Here is a 16,803-nt window from a genome sequence, read left to right as displayed (position 1 = left end):
TGGGCCCGCCGCAGCCGGCATCGGGTTTGCCCCGCGCCTGGCGCCCCGGAGGTCTGGCGAAAACACGCTATAATGCTGGGCTTGCCTAAGTGCGAACGTGGCGGAATTGGTAGACGCACCAGATTTAGGTTCTGGCGCCGAAAGGTGTGAGAGTTCGAGTCTCTCCGTTCGCACCATCAAGGCAGCCCTGCCCCGCAACCTCTAACGCGGCACAAATGAACCCTCGCCTAGGCGCCCTCAATCCCTACCCGTTCGAACGGCTGCGGCAATTGCTTGCCCAGGCCGGCCCCACAGCACCGAACCTTTCTCCCATCAGCCTTTCGATCGGCGAGCCGCGGCACCCCGCGCCCCAGGTGGCCATCGACGCCATGCGCAACGCCATGGACGGCCTTTCGGCCTACCCTCCCACAAAGGGCGAGCCCGCCTTGCGCGAGGCCATTTCAGGCTGGATCGCCCGGCGCTACGGCATTCCGGCGCCCGACCCCGACACCCAGGTGCTGCCGGTGCTGGGTTCGCGCGAGGCCCTGTTTGCCGTCGCGCAAACCGTCATCGACCCGGTGCCCGGCGCCCTGGCGATCTGTCCCAACCCTTTCTACCAGATCTACGAAGGCGCAGCCCTGATCGCCGGCGCCCGGCCCTATTTCATCAACTCGCAGCCCGAGCTCAACTTCGGCTACGACTGGCAGTCGGTTCCGCCCGAGGTATGGCGCCACACACAGCTGCTGTTCATCTGCTCGCCCGGCAACCCCGCGGGCAATGTGCTGCCGCTTGAAAGCTGGCAGACGCTGTTCCGCCTTTCCGACGAATACGGCTTTGTCATTGCCGCCGATGAGTGCTATTCGGAAATCTATTTCGACGAAGCCGCTCCTCCGTTGGGCGCGCTGCAGGCGGCACATCAGCTGGGGCGCGACGATTTCCGCAGGCTGCTGTGTTTTTCGAGCCTGTCCAAGCGTTCGAACGTGCCGGGCATGCGTTCGGGCTTCGTGGCCGGCGATGCCGCCCTGGTCCGCCAGTTCCTGCTGTACCGCACCTACCATGGCAGCGCCATGAGCCCGGTCGTTTCCCGGGCCAGCGTCGCGGCCTGGAACGACGAGGCCCACGTGGCCGAAAACCGGCGCCTGTATCGCAACAAGTTCGAAGCGGTCTACCCTATCCTGAAACCCGTGCTCGACGTAGAGATGCCGGACGCGGGCTTTTATCTATGGGCGGGCACGCCGGGCAGCGACGAAGACCTTACCCGCGAACTGCACGCGGCCACCGCCGTTACCGTGCTGCCTGGCAGCTATCTGGCGCGCGAAGCGCACGGCATCAACCCCGGCGCGGGGCGCATCCGCATCGCTCTGGTCGCCCCCGAACACGACTGCGTGGAAGCCGCGCAGCGCATGGCCCGCTTCCTGCGGGAATACACACCGCCCCGCTGAAACCCCTGTAGGACGGCCGGGCTCTTTTCAACCTCTACCGCACACTAGAAACAATGACGACAGAACTGCAAGACATCATTGAACGAGCCTGGGACGAACGCAACGCCGTCGATCCCGCAAGCGCCGACTCCCGCCTGCACGAGGCCGTCGACAAGACGCTGCAGGCCCTCGACGCAGGCAGCCTGCGCGTGGCCGAGAAAATCGCCGGAGAATGGGTTACGCACCAATGGATCAAGAAGGCGGTGCTGCTGTCTTTCCGTCTGCAGGACAACCGTCCCATGGGCCAGGCGCCGCTGCAGTTCTATGACAAGGTCGACCTGAAGTTCGCCGGCTACAGTGCGCAGGACTTCGCCCAGGGCGGCTTTCGCGTGGTGCCCCCCGCCACGGCCCGGCGCGGCGCCTACATAGGCCGCAACGTGGTGCTGATGCCTTCCTATGTGAACATCGGCGCCTACGTGGGCGAAGGCACCATGGTCGACACCTGGGCCACCGTCGGCTCCTGCGCGCAGATCGGCCGCAATGTGCACCTGTCGGGCGGCGTGGGCATCGGCGGCGTGCTCGAGCCGCTGCAGGCCAACCCCACCATCATCGAAGACAACTGCTTCATCGGCGCGCGTTCTGAAATCGTGGAAGGCGTGATCGTGGAAGAGAACTCCGTGCTGGCAATGGGCGTGTATCTGTCGCAAAGCACGCGCATATACGATCGCGCCACCGGCGCAATCAGCTACGGCCGGGTGCCGGCCGGCTCGGTGGTGGTTCCCGGCTCGCTGCCCGCCGCCGACGGCTCGCACAGCCTGGCCTGCGCCGTGATCGTCAAGCGCGTCGACGCCCAGACCCGCTCCAAGACCAGCGTCAACGAACTGCTGAGGGCCTGATGTCCGCCGTACGCAACCTGGCCGAAGAGCTGATCAGCCGGCCTTCGGTCACGCCCGACGACGCCGGCTGCCAGGCCTTGCTGGCCCAGCGGCTGCAGGCAAGCGGCTTCGAGGCCAAGGCCATGCCTTTCGGCGAGGTCGCCAACCTGTGGCTGCGGCGCGGAAGCGCGGCGCCGCTGCTGGTGTTCGCCGGCCACACCGACGTGGTACCCACCGGGCCGATCGAAAAATGGGACAGTGACCCCTTCCGGCCCACCGAGCGCGACGGCCTGCTGTACGGGCGCGGCGCGGCCGACATGAAAAGCTCGATCGCGGCCTTTGCCGTGGCGGCCGAAGAATTCGTCGCCGCGCATCCCGGCCATCGCGGCTCGATCGCGCTGCTGATCACCTCCGACGAGGAAGGCCCCTCGGTCAACGGCACGGTGAAAGTGTGCGAGGTGCTGAGCGCGCGCGGCGAGACCCCCGATTACTGCATCGTCGGCGAGCCCACTTCGGTGTCGACGCTGGGCGACACGGTAAAGAACGGAAGGCGCGGATCGCTGTCCGGACGCCTTACCGTGCGCGGCCGCCAAGGGCACGTGGCCTACCCCCATCTGGCCCGCAACGCCGTCCATCTGCTGGCGCCCGCGCTGGCCGAGCTGACAAGCCAGGAATGGGACACCGGCAACCCGTACTTTCCGGCCACCACCTTCCAGGTGTCCAATCTGCACGCCGGAACCGGGGCAAGCAACGTGGTGCCGGGCGAAGCCGTGGCCGACTTCAACTTCCGCTTCTCCACCGAAAGCACGCCCGAAACGCTGAAGAGCCGGGTGCACGCCCTGCTGGACGCCCACAAGCTGGAGTACGATCTGGCATGGACGCTAAGCGGCGAACCCTTTCTTACCCCGCAGGGCGAACTGTGCCAGGCGATCGGCCGGGCCATACAGGCCGAAACCGGCGTCGAGGCTGAACTCTCGACCACGGGCGGAACCTCCGACGGACGCTTCATCGCCAAGATCTGCCCGCAAGTGGTAGAGTTCGGGCCGATCAATGCCAGCATTCACCAAACCAACGAACACATACGCATCGACGCACTGGAACCCTTGAAGAACATTTACCGCCGTACGCTCGAGAACCTGCTGCTGAACGACGGAGACGCTGCATGAACAACGCCGCCCTGAACGAACTGCACACCCTGCGCGACCTGCTGCGCTATGCCGTCAGCCGCTTCAACGCCGCGCAGCTGTCGTTCGGCCATGGCAGCGACAATGCCTGGGACGAGGCCGTGTACCTGCTGCTGCACGTGCTGCACCTGCCGTTGGACACGCTCGAGCCTTTCCTGGACGCCCGCCTTACCACTGAAGAAAAAAAGCGCTGCCTCGAGATCGTCGAACGGCGCCTCGACGAGCGCGTACCCGCGGCCTACCTGACGGGCGAAGCCTGGCTTCAGGGCCATCGCTTCGCGGTGGACCCTCGTGTGATCGTGCCCCGCTCGCCCATCTCCGAGCTGCTCGTCGAGGCGCTGCAGCCCTGGATCGCCGACCCCGACGAGGTCGACTACGTGCTCGACCTGTGCACGGGCTCGGGCTGCCTGGCCATACTTGCCGCCCTGGCCTTTCCGAACGCCCAGGTCGACGCGGTGGATCTTTCCGAGCACGCCCTCGAGGTCGCCGACCTCAACATCGAGCAATTCGGCCTGGACGGCAGGGTCGCCACGCATCGCAGCGACCTGTTCGACCAATTGCCGCAGTGCCTGTACCAGCTGATCGTCTGCAACCCGCCCTACGTCAACGACCATTCGATGGAATCGCTGCCGCCCGAGTACCGCCACGAGCCCACGATGGCGCTGGCGGGCGGCGACGACGGCATGGAGATCGTGCGCAGGCTGCTGCGCGATGCGCCGCGCTTCCTGGACGAAGGGGGTGTTCTGGTGCTCGAGATCGGCAATGAATATGAAAACTTCGTCAACGCCTTTCCCGAACTCGAGCCCGTCTGGCTCAGCACGGCCAATACCGAAGACCAGATCCTGATGCTGACGCGGGAGCAGCTGGCGTCGTGATACGCGCAAATGGCCTGACCCTTCGCCGCGGCACCAAGGTATTGCTGCAGGACGCCGACTTCGTCGTCAACCCGGGCGAGCGCCTGGGCTTCGTGGGCAAGAACGGCGCGGGCAAGTCCACTCTGTTCGCCCTGCTTCAAGGCCGCATAGACCTGGACGCGGGCACCCTCTCCGTTCCCGACAGCTGGCGCATCGCCAGCGTCGAACAGGAAATCACCGCGCTCGACAGGCCGGCCCGCGAATTCGTCATCGACGGCGATACGCATTTGCGTCGCCTGCAGGCGGAACGCGCGGCAAGCCCCGACAGCGACGGCCACCGCATCGCTGAACTCGAGGCGGCGCTGGTCGAGGCCGATGCCTGGAGCGCGCCTTCACGGGCCGAGCAGCTTCTGGCGGGCCTGGGCTTCGCCCCGCATGAGTGGATGCGCCCGGTGGGCGAATTCTCAGGCGGCTGGCAGATGCGCCTTGCGCTGGCGCGCGCGCTGATGGCGCCCTCAGAACTGCTGCTGCTTGACGAACCCACCAACCACCTCGACCTGGACGCCATGCTGTGGCTCGAGCGCTGGCTGGGGGCCTACCAGGGCACGGTGCTGCTGATCTCGCACGACACCGAGTTCCTGGACGCGGTGGCGCGCTCGATACTTCATTTTGACCACGGCAAGCTGGTGCGCTACCGGGGCGGCTATGAAGATTTCCTGACGCAGCGCGCCGAGCGCCTGCGCCAGACCCACATCGCCTGGGAACGCCAGACACGCGAAACGGCCCGGCTGCAAAGCTTCATCGACCGCTTCAAGGCCAAGGCCACCAAGGCGAAGCAAGCGCAAAGCCGGGTCAAGGCCCTGGCCCGGATGGAAACGCTGGCGCCGCTGCACGCCGAGGCCGGCATCGACATCCGCATTCCCGATCCGGGCAATGTGCCCGACCCCCTGCTTACCTTGCACAAGGTGGCGGTGGGCTATGCGGCCGACAATGGCAGCACTGAAAAGCCGGTGCTTCAGGACGTTACGCTGATGCTGCGCGCTTCGAGCCGGATCGGCGTGCTGGGCGTGAACGGCGCGGGCAAGAGTACGCTGATCAAGACGCTGGCGGGGGAATTGCCGGCGCTGGCGGGCGAGCTCAAGGCCTCTAAGGGCCTGAACATTGGCTACTTCGCGCAGCAGCAGCTGGATATGCTGCGCCTGGACGAAACGCCGCTGCAGCACTTGGCCCGCCTGGCGCCCCAGGTGCGCGAACAAGAGTTGCGCAATTATCTGGGCGGCTTCGGTTTCAGCGGCGATACGGTGAACAGCCTGGTGGCCCCAATGTCGGGCGGCGAGAAGGCCCGCCTGGCGCTGTCGCTGATCGTCTGGCAAAAGCCCAATCTGCTGCTGCTGGATGAACCCAGCAACCACCTGGACGTGGACACGCGCGAGGCGCTGGCGACGGCGCTGGCGGAGTTCGAGGGCAGCGTGCTGCTGGTGTCGCACGACCGCCACCTGCTGCGCACGACGGTGGACAGCTTCTGGATCGTGGCGGACGGCTCGGTGCTGGAGTTCGACGGCGATCTGGAGGACTATCGTTCATGGCTGAATGAGCGCACGGCCAACTTGCGCGAAGAGGCGCGCAGCCAGGCTGCCTCGGCGGCCGACGCGCCGGTGGACCGCAAGGCGCAGCGCCGCCAGGAAGCGGAGGAACGCCAGCGCCTGTCGACATTGCGCAAGCCGATCGAGGCTTCGATCAGGAAGCTGGAAACACGCATGGAACGGGACCGCAAGCGCTTGGACGAACTTGACGCGCTGATCGCCGATCCGGAGTTCTATTCGGATGCGCGACGTGATGAACGGCTGGCGGTGCTGGCCGAGCATGGTGAGCTCAGCAAGCGGATGGATGCGCTTGAGGAGGAGTGGCTGTTGCTGCAGGAAGAGTTGGAAGGCTTGGTCTAGGATCTCTACTACGGTGTTGGAGCTGGGCGCCCGTTTCTGGGTTTGTGAATCGGTGCGCTGCGGATCGGAATGCAGTTTTTTGAGTTATTGATCCTGTGCGCTGTGGATCGGAAGGTCGCCTTTGAGTATTTAAGCCGGCGCGCTGCGGGGTAAGTATTTTGGGCGCCGGAGAGCTTCGGCCGGCTTTGCCGGCTGCCCTCGCACCCTATCATTTTTGGGGCGCCCGCAAAACTCGCGCAGTGTACAGCCCCCCGGGCTGTACACACCCGTCGCGCTCGAACAGTTGCGGGCTTGCATCCCCAAAAATGATAGGGTGCTCGGCTTGCTCAACGTCGCCCAAAATACTTACCCCGCATCACGCCTCTTGGTGTCTCAATTTGCGGTATTCAGGCTTCTTGGATTGAAGAGTTGGATTTCTTCTGATGCAGCTCTATCCGGCAATCACATCCAGCTTGGCAATCCCCAAAGCCAACGTCTTGGTACCCGCATCCCGAAACTGAATCTGCGCCTGCGAATCCTGCCCCATTCCGCTCAGGCCGATAATCGTGCCCTCACCGAACTTCGCGTGCCGCACCCCTTGTCCGATTCGGTAGTGCCGCTCGCCCACGGTAACGCCCGTAGTGACACTGCGTGGCGCACGCGGAGAAGCCGTGCCTGTGGCCGGACGGCCGTATGCGTCAGAACGGCGCCAGGCGCCTGAGGCCTGGTTCCAGCCCTCGGCCGGCAAGGCCCTGGCCTCGCGCGGCGTGAGCCATTTCAGGTGTTCTTCGGGGATTTCGTCGAGGAAGCGCGAGCGCATTGCATAGCGCGTCTGGCCATGCAGCATGCGGCTTTGGGCCAGAGTAAGGTAAAGCCGCTCGCGGGCCCGCGTAATCGCCACATACATCAGGCGGCGTTCTTCTTCCAGGCCGGAGGAGTCCAGCAGGCTGTTCTCATGTGGGAACAGGCCCTCTTCGATGCCCGTGATGAAGACGGAATCGAACTCAAGCCCCTTGGCCGCGTGCACGGTCATGAGCTGGACGGCGTCCTGGCCCGCCTGGGCCTGGTTGTCGCCCGCCTCGAGGGAGGCATGCGACAGGAAGGCCGCCAGCGGCGACATGGAGAATTCGGTCGACGGGGCGCCGGCGGCGTCTTCGGCAAGCTCTACGTCGGGCAAGGCCGATACCGGGCGCTCGATGGCCAGGCCCGCCGGAAGGCCCTCGACATTTTCCTCGGCCACGAACACGGCCGCCGCGTTGACGAGTTCCTGCAGGTTCTCGAGACGTTCGGCGCCTTCCTTCTCGGCCTGATAGTGCGCTCGCAGCCCGCTGTGATGCACGACGTGCTCGATGAGTTCGGGCAGGCTCACGGCCTGCGCCTCGTGCGCCATGCTGGTGACCATGTCGGCGAACTGAAGCAGTTTGCTTCCGCCCTTGCCCGACATGAAGGCCACGGCTCCGTATAGGCTGGTGCCGTGCTGGCGAGCGGTATCGGCAAGCTGCTCGAGTGTGCGGGCGCCTATGCCGCGCGCCGGGAAATTGACGACGCGCAGCCACGAGGTGTCGTCGTGCGGGTTGTCCATGAGACGCATGTACGCCAGCGCGTGCTTGATCTCCTGGCGCTCGAAAAAGCGCAGGCCGCCATACACCTTGTAGGGGATGCCGGCCGAAAACAGCGCATGTTCGATGACGCGGGATTGCGCATTGCTGCGATACAGAATGGCGATTTCGCGGCGCAGCCTGCCGTCGTTGATCAGGGCCTTGACCTCGTCGACGATCCATTGCGCCTCCATCAGGTCGGAGGGCTGCTCGGTGACCCGCACGGGCTCGCCCTCGCCCTGGGCCGTCCAGAGGTTCTTGCCCAGGCGGGCGCTGTTGTGCGCAATGAGGGCGTTGGCCGAATCAAGAATGTGCCCGTACGAGCGGTAGTTCTGCTCTAGCCTGATGACGGCGCCGCGCGCATAGTCGCGCTCGAAATCGGACATATTGCCCACGTTGGCGCCGCGAAAGGCATAGATGGACTGGTCGTCGTCGCCCACGGCGAACATGCACGCCCCACCGCCCGCAAGCAATTGCAGCCAGCGGTACTGCAGCATGTTGGTGTCTTGGAACTCGTCCACCAGAATGTGGCGGAAGCGGCGCTGGTAGTGTTCGCGTATAGGGCCGTTGCGCTGCAGCAGCTCGAAGGCGCGCAACAGCAACTCGGCGAAGTCGACCACGCCCTCGCGCTCGCACTGGGCCTGGTACAGGCCGTAGATCTCGACCATGCGGCGTCGGTAGGGGTCGTCGGCCTGCACGGCGTCGGGGCGCAGCCCCTCTTCTTTAGCGCTGTTGATGAAGCGCTGCACGTCGCGCGGGGGGAACTTGTCGTCGTCGATGCCCGCGCCCTTGATCAGGCGCTTGATGGCCGAAAGCTGGTCGGCCATGTCGAGGATCTGGAAGGTCTGGGGCAGGCCCGCGTCGCGATGATGCGCGCGCAGCATGCGGTTGCACAGGCCGTGAAAAGTGCCCACCCACAAGCCGCGGGTGTCGAGCGGCAGCAGGCTGGAAAGGCGCGTGAGCATCTCGCGCGCCGACTTGTTGGTGAAGGTGACCGCCAGCAGGCCATAGAGGCTGGCCTGGCCCGTTTGAATGAGCCAGGCCATGCGTGTGGTGAGCACACGGGTCTTGCCGCTGCCCGCGCCGGCCAGGACCAGCGCGTGCTGTGGAGGAAGTGTGACGGCGGCTTTTTGTTCGGTATTGAGCTGGTCGATCATGCCGCGTAGCGGCGCAGGCGATAAGAGAACTGCTCGAGTCCTTCGATGCCGCTTTGCTGCGCACGCTGGCACCAGGCTTGCAGGTCGCCAAGCAGCTGTTCGCTGGTGGCGCTGGAGCTTTCCCAGAGGCGGGTCAGTTCGGCGCGCATTTGCACCAGGGTGGAAAGCGACTGGTTCTGGGCCAGGACGTTGTCGAGCTCGGCGCGCTGGGCGGGTTCGAGCGCGTCGGCGTCGGTGCTGCCAAGCGTACGGCGGATGCGGCTAAGCTGGCGCCAGCGGCAATCGGGGCTGCCCTTTTTGCGCATGGGCTTGAGCTTGGCGAGCTCTTCGGCAGCCGCTTGCTTGATGACGTCGGTGTAGCGCGCGAGAATCTCGTAGCGGTGCAGAATGACGCCCTCGAGCGTTTGCAGGCTGATGGACTGGGCAGCGGGCTCTAGTTTGAGCTTGGGCGCGACACGGCGCACCGTGGCCAGGCGGAAGAAGCTGAGCACCTTGATATAGCCCCAGCCGATGTCGAATTCCCACCACTTGGCCGAGAACTTGGCCGACGTGCCGTAGGCGTGGTGGTTGTTGTGCAGTTCTTCGCCGCCGATGATGATGCCCCAAGGGAACACATTGGTGCTGGTGTCGGGACTGGCGTAGTTGCGATAGCCCACGAAGTGGCCCAGGCCGTTGACCACGCCGGCGGCCCAGAAGGGGATCCAGGCCATCTGGACGGCCCAGACGGTAAGGCCCAGCACGCCGAACAGGGCAAGGTCGAGGCCCAGCATGATGAGGATGCCCAGCATGCTGTGGCGCGTATACAGGTTGCGCTCGAGCCAGTCGTCGGGCGTGCCGTTGCCGTAGCGCTTGAGCGTTTCGGCGTTGGCGGCCTCTTGGCGGTACAGTTCGGCGCCGCGGAAGAACACCTTGCCTATGCCGTAGATCATGGGAGAATGCGGGTCGCCTTCGCGCTCGCATTTGGCGTGGTGCTTGCGATGGATGGCCACCCATTCTTTCGTGACCATGCCGGTTGTCATCCACAGCCAGAAGCGGAAGAAATGCATGACGGCCGGGTGAAGATCAAGCCCCCGGTGCGTCTGGCTGCGATGCAGGAAGATCGTTACGCCCAGGATGGTAACGTGGGTAAGCGCCAACGTGACGAGCACGACCTGCCACCACGAATACTGCAGCAAGCCGCCGGCCAGGAAAGAAAGAAATGTGTCCATATACCTGCTTGAGAAGGCTTTATTAAAGCCACCTAGTTGAATATCCAGTAGATTCTAGCGTAGATGCCGTTATTCTGACAGCAAAGTTTCAAAATAGTTTTTGAGGAAAATCAAGGACATGCCCTTCGGAAACCGACTGAAACTCCTTGGTTTCAGGCGCCACGCCCCGCTGGCGCGCGCTGCATGGCGGCCGCGAAGAATCCGTCGGTGCCATGCAGGTCGGGACGCATCGACAGATAAGGCCCTTCAACCGTCAGGTTCTTGCAACGGTCCTTGATGATTTCGCCCGCGTCCAGCAGCTCGAAATCAGGGTTTGCGGCCAAAAAGGCCTCGACCTGCCGCTGGTTTTCTTCGGGCAGCACGCTGCAGGTGGCATAGACCAGCCTGCCGCCGGGCATTACGCACTCTGAAGCCTGGCGCAAAATGCGCGCCTGAAGCGCCCGCAGTTCGTCCAGCGAACCGGGATGCTGGCGCCATTTCAGGTCGGGATTGCGCCGCAGCGTGCCCAGGCCGCTGCAGGGCGCGTCCACAAGCACCCGGTGCGCCTTGCCCCGCAGCCTCTTTACCCGCTGGTCGTTGTCGGCGTCTATCACCACCGGAACGATGTTGGACAGCCCGCTGCGGGCAAAGCGGGGCTTGGCCCGCGCCAGCCGCGCGTTCGAGACGTCGAAGGCGTACAGGCGCCCGGTGGAGCGCATCATCGCGCCCAGCAGCAGGGTCTTGCCGCCCGCCCCGGCGCAGTAGTCGATGATCATTTCGCCGCGCTTGGGGGCCACCAGGGCGGTAAGTATCTGGCTGCCTTCGTCCTGGACCTCGATTTCGCCCCGCTCGAACATGGGCCAGCGGTTGACCGGCGGCCGGCCCTGAAGGCGTATGCCCCAGGGCGAATAAGGCGTGGCCTGGGGCGCGAAGCGGGCGGCCGGCCCTTCGGCCAGCGCCTGCAGCATGGCATCGCGCTCGGCCTTGAGCGAATTGACGCGCAAATCGAGCGGCGCAGGCTGGTTCAGGGCCTGGATCAGTGCCTCGGAGCCCTCGAGCTGCCCCAGGCGCTCGGCCAGCCAGTCGGGCAGGCTCCAGCGCACGGCCGGCGCCAGGCCGCGCTCATCGAGGCCGCGCACGTGCTCGAGCCAGGCCTGTTCGTCGGCGTTGAGGGCCAGTTGCAGCTTGGCGGGCTCGAATATCGTGCTCAGGCCCAGGATGGCAAGGCGGCGCGATGCCGGCCCCGTGCCGCTTTCCGCGAACTGGCGGTAGCGGCGCAAATGCCTCAGCACGTCGAAGACGCCGTCGGCCAGCTCGACGCGGTCTCGAGCGCCCAGCTTGGGGTGGGCCCGCAGCCAGCGGGACAGCACGGCGTCGGCCGGATATTGCCACTGCAGCATCTCGCCCAGCACCTCTTGCACCTGCTGGATGCGGGTCGCCGCGACGGCGTGAAACCTTTCCTGGGAGGTCGCCGGCCTTGCGCGCGCCGCCGCCCCTGTACGCGTGCCCGCCGCCCGGGTCTTCGCCGGCGCGCCGCGCCGGGTCTTGTTGGAATTGCTCATGTCTACCTTTGAAGTCAGCATCCGCCGTTATCGGACGGGCGGATGAAAGAACGGCTGGCCACGCCCCGCACCTGCACCCGCTGCATGGCGTCGAGCGTGACCCGCCCCTCGGCCAGCCAGCGGGCCACTTCGCCATAGACCTGGTGCTCCAGGCACAACAGGCGCTCGGCCAGGTCGGCGGGCGTGTCTCCGGCCAGTACCGGCACCACGCCCTGGGCGATGATGGGCCCGTGGTCGAGCACGGGCGTCACGAAATGCACGGTGCAGCCATGCCACTGTACACCCATGGCCAGGGCCTGCTGATGGGTATGCAGGCCCGGGAACGAGGGCAGCAGCGAGGGATGGATGTTGACCAGGCGCCCGTTGAAACGTTCGACGAAGCCCGTGGTCAGTACCCTCATGAAGCCGGCCAGCAACACGTAGTCGGGCCGGTATGCCTCGATGGCCTGCGCCAGCGCCTGGTCGAACAGCTCGCGCGATGCGTAGTTTCGATGCGGGACGACCACGGTCGCAATGCCCTGCTCGCGTGCCCAGTCAAGGGCGGCGGCATCCGGCGAACTGGACACGACCGCGCATACCTCGGCGGGCAGCACCCTGTCGCGCAAGGCCTGGACAATGGCCCGCATATTGCTGCCGCGGCCCGAAACGAGCACGACGAAGCGGCAGCGGCAAGAATTTGATTCGGGCAAGGTATTTTCCAGAAGAAGCTCAACATAAAATTGTAAACTCTCGGTGTGAAACCCTCTTTCAGCATCTACCGCCACCTTCCGCGCCACGATACCCGGGGCGCCAGCGCCGTGACCATCGGCAATTTCGACGGCGTCCACCGCGGCCACCAGACCATACTCAGGCGCGTCGTCCATGAAGCCGCACAGCGCGACATCGCCCCCACGGTCATGACTTTCCAGCCGCACCCGCGCGCCTTCTTCGCGCAGCGCGGCCAGCGCCCCGAACTCGTGCCCACGCAGATCAGCAGTCTGCGGGACAAAGCCTGGGCCATGCAAAGGCTGCAGATCCGCCAGCTGGTGCTGCAGCGCTTCAACCAGCAATTGGCCGACATGCCGGCCGAGGACTTCATCGAGAAGCTGCTGGTGCAGGGCCTGCAGACACGCTGGCTGCTGGTGGGCGAAGACTTCCGCTACGGGCACAAGCGCATGGGCGATGTGGCCCTGCTGCGCCGGGCCGGCCAGCGCCACGGCTTCGAGGTGGAAACCCTGTCCGACGTGGTGGACGAACACGGCTACCGCATTTCAAGTTCCGAGGTACGCACCGCGCTGGCGGTGGGCAACCTGGAGCGCGCCGAGCGCCTGCTGGGCCATACCTACCGGATAAGCGGCCATGTCATACATGGCCAGAAGCTGGGGCGCACGCTGGGCTACCCCACCCTGAACATCCGCGTGCCCTCCCTGTGCGCCGCACGTTCGGGGGTGTACGTGGTGCGGGCCCACGGGCTGGACGAGCAGCCGCTGAACGGGGTGGCCAGCCTGGGCGTCAGGCCCACCATTTCCGACACCGGGCGCATCATGCTCGAGGTCCATCTGCTGGACCGGCGCGTGGATGCATACGGTAAACTCACGCAAATCGAGTTCCTGCAGTATCTCAGGGACGAAGAAAAATTCCCCGACCTTCCGACTATGATCGCCGCCATCGACAACGATGCGCAAAGCGCTCGAGATTATTTCGCGCTCCATGGACTATAGAAATACTTTAAATCTGCCCGAGACCCCCTTTCCGATGCGGGGCGACCTCGCCAAGCGCGAACCGCGCTGGGTCGCCGAATGGGAAGAAAACAAAGTGTACGAGGCCATACGCCAGGCCAGCCAGGGACGCCCCAAGTTCGTGCTGCACGACGGTCCCCCCTACGCCAACGGCGACATCCACATCGGCCACGCCGTCAACAAGATCCTCAAGGACATCATCGTCAAAAGCCGCAACATGGCCGGCTTCGACGCGCAGTACGTCCCCGGATGGGACTGCCACGGCATGCCCATCGAGATCCAGATCGAGAAAAAATACGGCAAGCACCTGCCGGTGGCCGAGGTGCAGGCCAAGGCCCGCGCCTACGCGCTCGAGCAGATCGAACGCCAGAAGGCCGACTTCAAGCGCCTGGGCGTGCTCGGCGACTGGGACCGGCCCTACCTGACCATGAACCACGCCAACGAAGCCAACGAGCTTCGCGTACTGGCCCGCATCATGGAAAAAGGCTTCGTCTTCCGCGGCCTCAAGCCCGTCAACTGGTGCTTCGATTGCAGGTCGGCGCTGGCCGAGGCCGAGGTCGAGTACGCCGACCGCAAGGACCCGGCCGTATACGTGGCCTTCCGCTTCGACGATCCGGCCAAGGTGGCCCATGCCTTCGGCCTGCCCGAAGCCCAAGAGGGCGCCGTCGTAATCTGGACCACCACACCCTGGACGCTGCCGGCCAACCAGGCCCTGAACGTACATCCTGAAATCGACTACGCCCTGGTCCGCCTGGCCCAGCCCCGCGCCACGGGACAGGTGCTGCTGCTGGCCAAAGAGCTGGTTGAAAGCTGCCTGGAATCATGGGGGCTCCAGGGCGAGGTCATCGCCACCGCCAAGGGCGCGGCCCTGGCCAATCTTGAATTCCGCCACCCCCTTTACGAAGCGGACGCCGGCTACCGGCGCACGGCTCCCGTCTACCTGGCCGACTACGTGTCGCTGGACGCCGGCACGGGCGTGGTGCACTCTTCGCCCGCCTACGGCGTCGACGACTTCCTGTCGTGCAAGGCCCACGGCCTACGCGACGAAGACATCATCAACCCTGTCATGGGCGACGGCGTCTATGCCTCGAGCCTGCCCCTGTTCGGCGGCCAGTTCATCTGGAAGGCCAACCCCGAGATCGTCAAGGCGCTCGACGACGCCGGCTCGCTGCTGCAGGTCAGCACGCTGTCGCACAGCTATATGCACTGCTGGCGGCACAAGACCCCGGTCATCTACCGCGCCACCAGCCAGTGGTTCGCCGGCATGGACCGCCAGCCCAAAGAAGGCAGGACCTTGCGCGAAGCCGCCCTCGAAGGCGTGGAACAAACGCAATTCTATCCGGCCTGGGGCCGGGCCAGGCTGCACGCCATGATCGCCAACCGGCCCGACTGGACGCTGTCCCGCCAGCGCCAGTGGGGCGTGCCCATGGCCTTCTTCGTGCACAAGGAAACCGGCGAGCTGCATCCCCACACCCCCGAGCTGCTCGAACAAGTGGCCCGGCGGGTCGAGCAAGACGGCATCGAGGCCTGGCAATCGCTCGACCCGCGCGACCTGCTGGGAGACGAGGCAGAGCAGTATGAAAAGAACCGCGACACGCTCGACGTGTGGTTCGACTCGGGCACCACCCATGCCACGGTACTGGGCGGGCAAGACAATGAATTCAAGGGTTCGCACGGCGACCTGCTGAAATGGCCGGCCGACCTCTATCTTGAAGGCTCCGACCAGCACCGGGGCTGGTTTCATTCGTCGCTGCTGACAAGCTGCATGCTGTACGGCCGCCCGCCCTACAAGGCCCTGCTTACCCACGGCTTCGTGGTCGACGGCGCCGGACGCAAGATGAGCAAGTCGGTGGGTAACGTGGTGGCGCCCCAGAAAGTGTCCGACTCGCTGGGCGCCGAGATCCTGCGACTGTGGACCGCCGCCACCGATTATTCCGGCGAGCTGTCCATCTCCGATGAAATCCTCAAGCGGGTGGTCGAAGGCTATCGCCGCATCCGCAACACGCTCAAGTTCCTGCTGGGCAACCTCAGCGACTTCGATCACGCGCGCGACGCCGTGGCGCTTGACGACATGTTCGAGCTCGACCGCTACGCCCTGGCCATGACGGCCGCCATGCAGGCGGAAACGCTCGAGAACTACAAGCGCTACGAGTTCCATCCCGCAGTGGCGCGGCTGCAGGTCTTCTGTTCCGAAGACCTGGGCGCCTTCTATCTCGACGTGCTGAAAGACCGGCTATACACTACCGCGCCCGACAGCGTGGCCCGGCGCTCGGCGCAGACGGCGATCTTCCACATTACCCATGCCCTGTTGAAGCTCATGGCGCCCATTCTTTCCTTCACGGCCGAAGAGGCCTGGAAGGACCTGCATCAGGGCAAGGGCACCACCATCTTCACCGAACTCTTCCATGCGCTGCCCGACCAGGTCGACGCCGCGGTGCTGACGGAAAAATGGACCCGCCTGCGGGCCATACGGGCCGACGTCATGCGGCGCATCGAAGACGTTCGCACCGCCGGGCAGATCGGCTCTTCGCTCGATGCCGAAGTCGACCTGCACGCCGACGGCGACGATTACGAACTGCTGGCCTCGCTGCAGGACGACCTCCGCTTCGTGCTCATCGTGTCGCGCGCCCAGGCGCATCGCGCCGAAGGCGAGCTGCGCATAGAGGTCGCCGCCACCGCCCACGCCAAGTGCGAGCGCTGCTGGCACCACCGCGAAGACGTCGGCCATGACGAGCAGCATCCCACCCTGTGCGGCCGCTGCGTCAGCAATCTGTTCTCGACCGGCGAGGCGCGCCGCCATGCCTGAGCAGCACGGCAACACAGCGGCCCGCCCGCCCTTCTTTCCACCGCGCTTCTGGATGTGGATGGCGGGCGCCGTTCTGATCATCGTGCTCGATCAGTTGACCAAAAGCTATTTCGACAGCAACATGGCCTACGCGGAACGCTGGTCCGTACTGCCGTTCTTTGATTTCACGCTGCTGTACAACCCCGGCGCGGCATTCAGCTTTCTGGCCGACGGCCAGGGCTGGCAGCGCTGGCTGTTTACCGCCATTGCATTGGGCGCCGTCGGCCTCATCCTGCAACTGCTTCGGCGCCATCCGGGGCAAACGCTTTTCTGCGCTTCGCTTGCCTGCATACTGGGCGGAGCCATCGGCAACCTGATCGACCGCATCATGCACGGCCACGTCGTCGATTTCCTGCTGTTCCATTGGGCCGGCTGGCATTTTCCGGCTTTCAATGTCGCCGATATCGCCATCACATGCGGCGCAGCCCTGCTCATTCTCGACGAAATCTTGCGCATCCGGCGCGAACGGCGGCGCAGGGCCAAGCCGGCGGCCTGATCCCA

12 protein-coding genes and 1 tRNA gene are annotated in these 16,803 nt (G+C 65.1%); 9 read left to right on the top strand and 4 right to left on the bottom strand.

Annotation, left to right across the window (positions count from 1 at the left end; genetic code table 11):
• The first annotated feature begins 91 nt into the window (after positions 1-91).
• From C7440_RS16300 to C7440_RS16275, 6 genes are all read left to right on the top strand, one after another.
• A tRNA-Leu gene (locus C7440_RS16300) sits at positions 92-176 on the top strand.
• Positions 177-215: 39 nt separating this feature from the next.
• Complete coding sequence (gene dapC, locus C7440_RS16295) at positions 216-1,421, top strand: succinyldiaminopimelate transaminase (RefSeq protein WP_116519244.1); 1,206 nt, start codon at positions 216-218, stop codon at positions 1,419-1,421.
• A gap of 53 nt (positions 1,422-1,474) precedes the next feature.
• Positions 1,475-2,296, top strand: a complete 822-nt coding sequence (gene dapD / locus C7440_RS16290; protein WP_017525125.1) for a 2,3,4,5-tetrahydropyridine-2,6-dicarboxylate N-succinyltransferase — start codon at positions 1,475-1,477, stop codon at positions 2,294-2,296.
• Positions 2,296-3,441, top strand: coding sequence for a succinyl-diaminopimelate desuccinylase (gene dapE / locus C7440_RS16285; protein WP_116519243.1), 1,146 nt, complete (start codon positions 2,296-2,298; stop codon positions 3,439-3,441). Before dapD ends, dapE begins: the two co-directional genes overlap by 1 nt.
• Positions 3,438-4,334: a 50S ribosomal protein L3 N(5)-glutamine methyltransferase gene (gene prmB / locus C7440_RS16280; RefSeq protein ID WP_116519242.1), complete on the top strand. Its 897-nt coding sequence runs from the start codon at positions 3,438-3,440 to the stop codon at positions 4,332-4,334. The genes dapE and prmB overlap by 4 nt, the downstream gene beginning before the upstream one ends.
• On the top strand, positions 4,331-6,256 hold the full coding sequence (locus C7440_RS16275) for an ABC-F family ATP-binding cassette domain-containing protein (RefSeq protein ID WP_116519241.1): 1,926 nt from the start codon (positions 4,331-4,333) through the stop codon (positions 6,254-6,256). Before prmB ends, C7440_RS16275 begins: the two co-directional genes overlap by 4 nt.
• A 430-nt stretch (positions 6,257-6,686) precedes the next feature.
• On the opposite strand, the gene C7440_RS16270 is transcribed toward C7440_RS16275, so the two are convergent.
• From C7440_RS16270 to purN, 4 genes are all read right to left on the bottom strand, one after another.
• Positions 6,687-8,990 (bottom strand): UvrD-helicase domain-containing protein, encoded by a 2,304-nt coding sequence (locus C7440_RS16270; RefSeq protein WP_116519240.1) that lies wholly within the window; start codon positions 8,988-8,990, stop codon positions 6,687-6,689.
• Positions 8,987-10,198 carry a DesA family fatty acid desaturase gene (locus tag C7440_RS16265; protein WP_017523657.1) on the bottom strand — a complete coding sequence of 404 codons (1,212 nt, stop codon included), beginning with the start codon at positions 10,196-10,198 and terminating at the stop codon, positions 8,987-8,989. Before C7440_RS16265 ends, C7440_RS16270 begins: the two co-directional genes overlap by 4 nt.
• Before the next feature lie 152 nt (positions 10,199-10,350).
• Entirely contained in the window at positions 10,351-11,589 is a 1,239-nt protein-coding gene (locus tag C7440_RS16260) for an RsmB/NOP family class I SAM-dependent RNA methyltransferase (protein WP_100224154.1), read from the bottom strand.
• 164 nt (positions 11,590-11,753) lie between these two features.
• On the bottom strand, positions 11,754-12,428 hold the full coding sequence (gene purN / locus C7440_RS16255; RefSeq protein ID WP_017523659.1) for a phosphoribosylglycinamide formyltransferase: 675 nt from the start codon (positions 12,426-12,428) through the stop codon (positions 11,754-11,756).
• A gap of 45 nt (positions 12,429-12,473) precedes the next feature.
• On the opposite strand from purN, the gene C7440_RS16250 reads away from it, so the two are divergent.
• Genes C7440_RS16250 through lspA form a run of 3 tightly spaced genes read left to right on the top strand, consistent with a single transcriptional unit; the run spans position 12,474 to position 16,798 of the window.
• On the top strand, positions 12,474-13,439 hold the full coding sequence (locus tag C7440_RS16250) for a bifunctional riboflavin kinase/FAD synthetase (RefSeq protein ID WP_017523660.1): 966 nt from the start codon (positions 12,474-12,476) through the stop codon (positions 13,437-13,439).
• Positions 13,429-16,263, top strand: a complete 2,835-nt coding sequence (ileS, locus tag C7440_RS16245; protein WP_026067784.1) for an isoleucine--tRNA ligase — start codon at positions 13,429-13,431, stop codon at positions 16,261-16,263. Before C7440_RS16250 ends, ileS begins: the two co-directional genes overlap by 11 nt.
• Positions 16,256-16,798: a signal peptidase II gene (gene lspA, locus C7440_RS16240; RefSeq protein WP_017523662.1), complete on the top strand. Its 543-nt coding sequence runs from the start codon at positions 16,256-16,258 to the stop codon at positions 16,796-16,798. Before ileS ends, lspA begins: the two co-directional genes overlap by 8 nt.
• Positions 16,799-16,803: the final 5 nt, after the last annotated feature.

This window comes from Pusillimonas noertemannii (genome assembly GCF_003096595.1).
In the GTDB taxonomy this organism is placed as follows: domain Bacteria; phylum Pseudomonadota; class Gammaproteobacteria; order Burkholderiales; family Burkholderiaceae_B; genus Pusillimonas; species Pusillimonas noertemannii.
This window is presented reverse-complemented; position numbering and strand designations above follow the sequence as displayed.

Bases quoted from the DNA above. Each gene is read 5' to 3' on its own strand.
- dapC (WP_116519244.1), top strand. From the start codon at position 216: ATGAACCCTCGCCTAGGCGCCCTCAATCCCTACCCGTTCGAACGGCTG.
- dapD (WP_017525125.1), top strand. From the start codon at position 1,475: ATGACGACAGAACTGCAAGACATCATTGAACGAGCCTGGGACGAACGC.
- dapE (WP_116519243.1), top strand. From the start codon at position 2,296: ATGTCCGCCGTACGCAACCTGGCCGAAGAGCTGATCAGCCGGCCTTCG.
- prmB (WP_116519242.1), top strand. From the start codon at position 3,438: ATGAACAACGCCGCCCTGAACGAACTGCACACCCTGCGCGACCTGCTG.
- C7440_RS16270 (WP_116519240.1), bottom strand. From the start codon at position 8,990: ATGATCGACCAGCTCAATACCGAACAAAAAGCCGCCGTCACACTTCCT.
- C7440_RS16265 (WP_017523657.1), bottom strand. From the start codon at position 10,198: ATGGACACATTTCTTTCTTTCCTGGCCGGCGGCTTGCTGCAGTATTCG.
- ileS (WP_026067784.1), top strand. From the start codon at position 13,429: ATGGACTATAGAAATACTTTAAATCTGCCCGAGACCCCCTTTCCGATG.
- lspA (WP_017523662.1), top strand. From the start codon at position 16,256: ATGCCTGAGCAGCACGGCAACACAGCGGCCCGCCCGCCCTTCTTTCCA.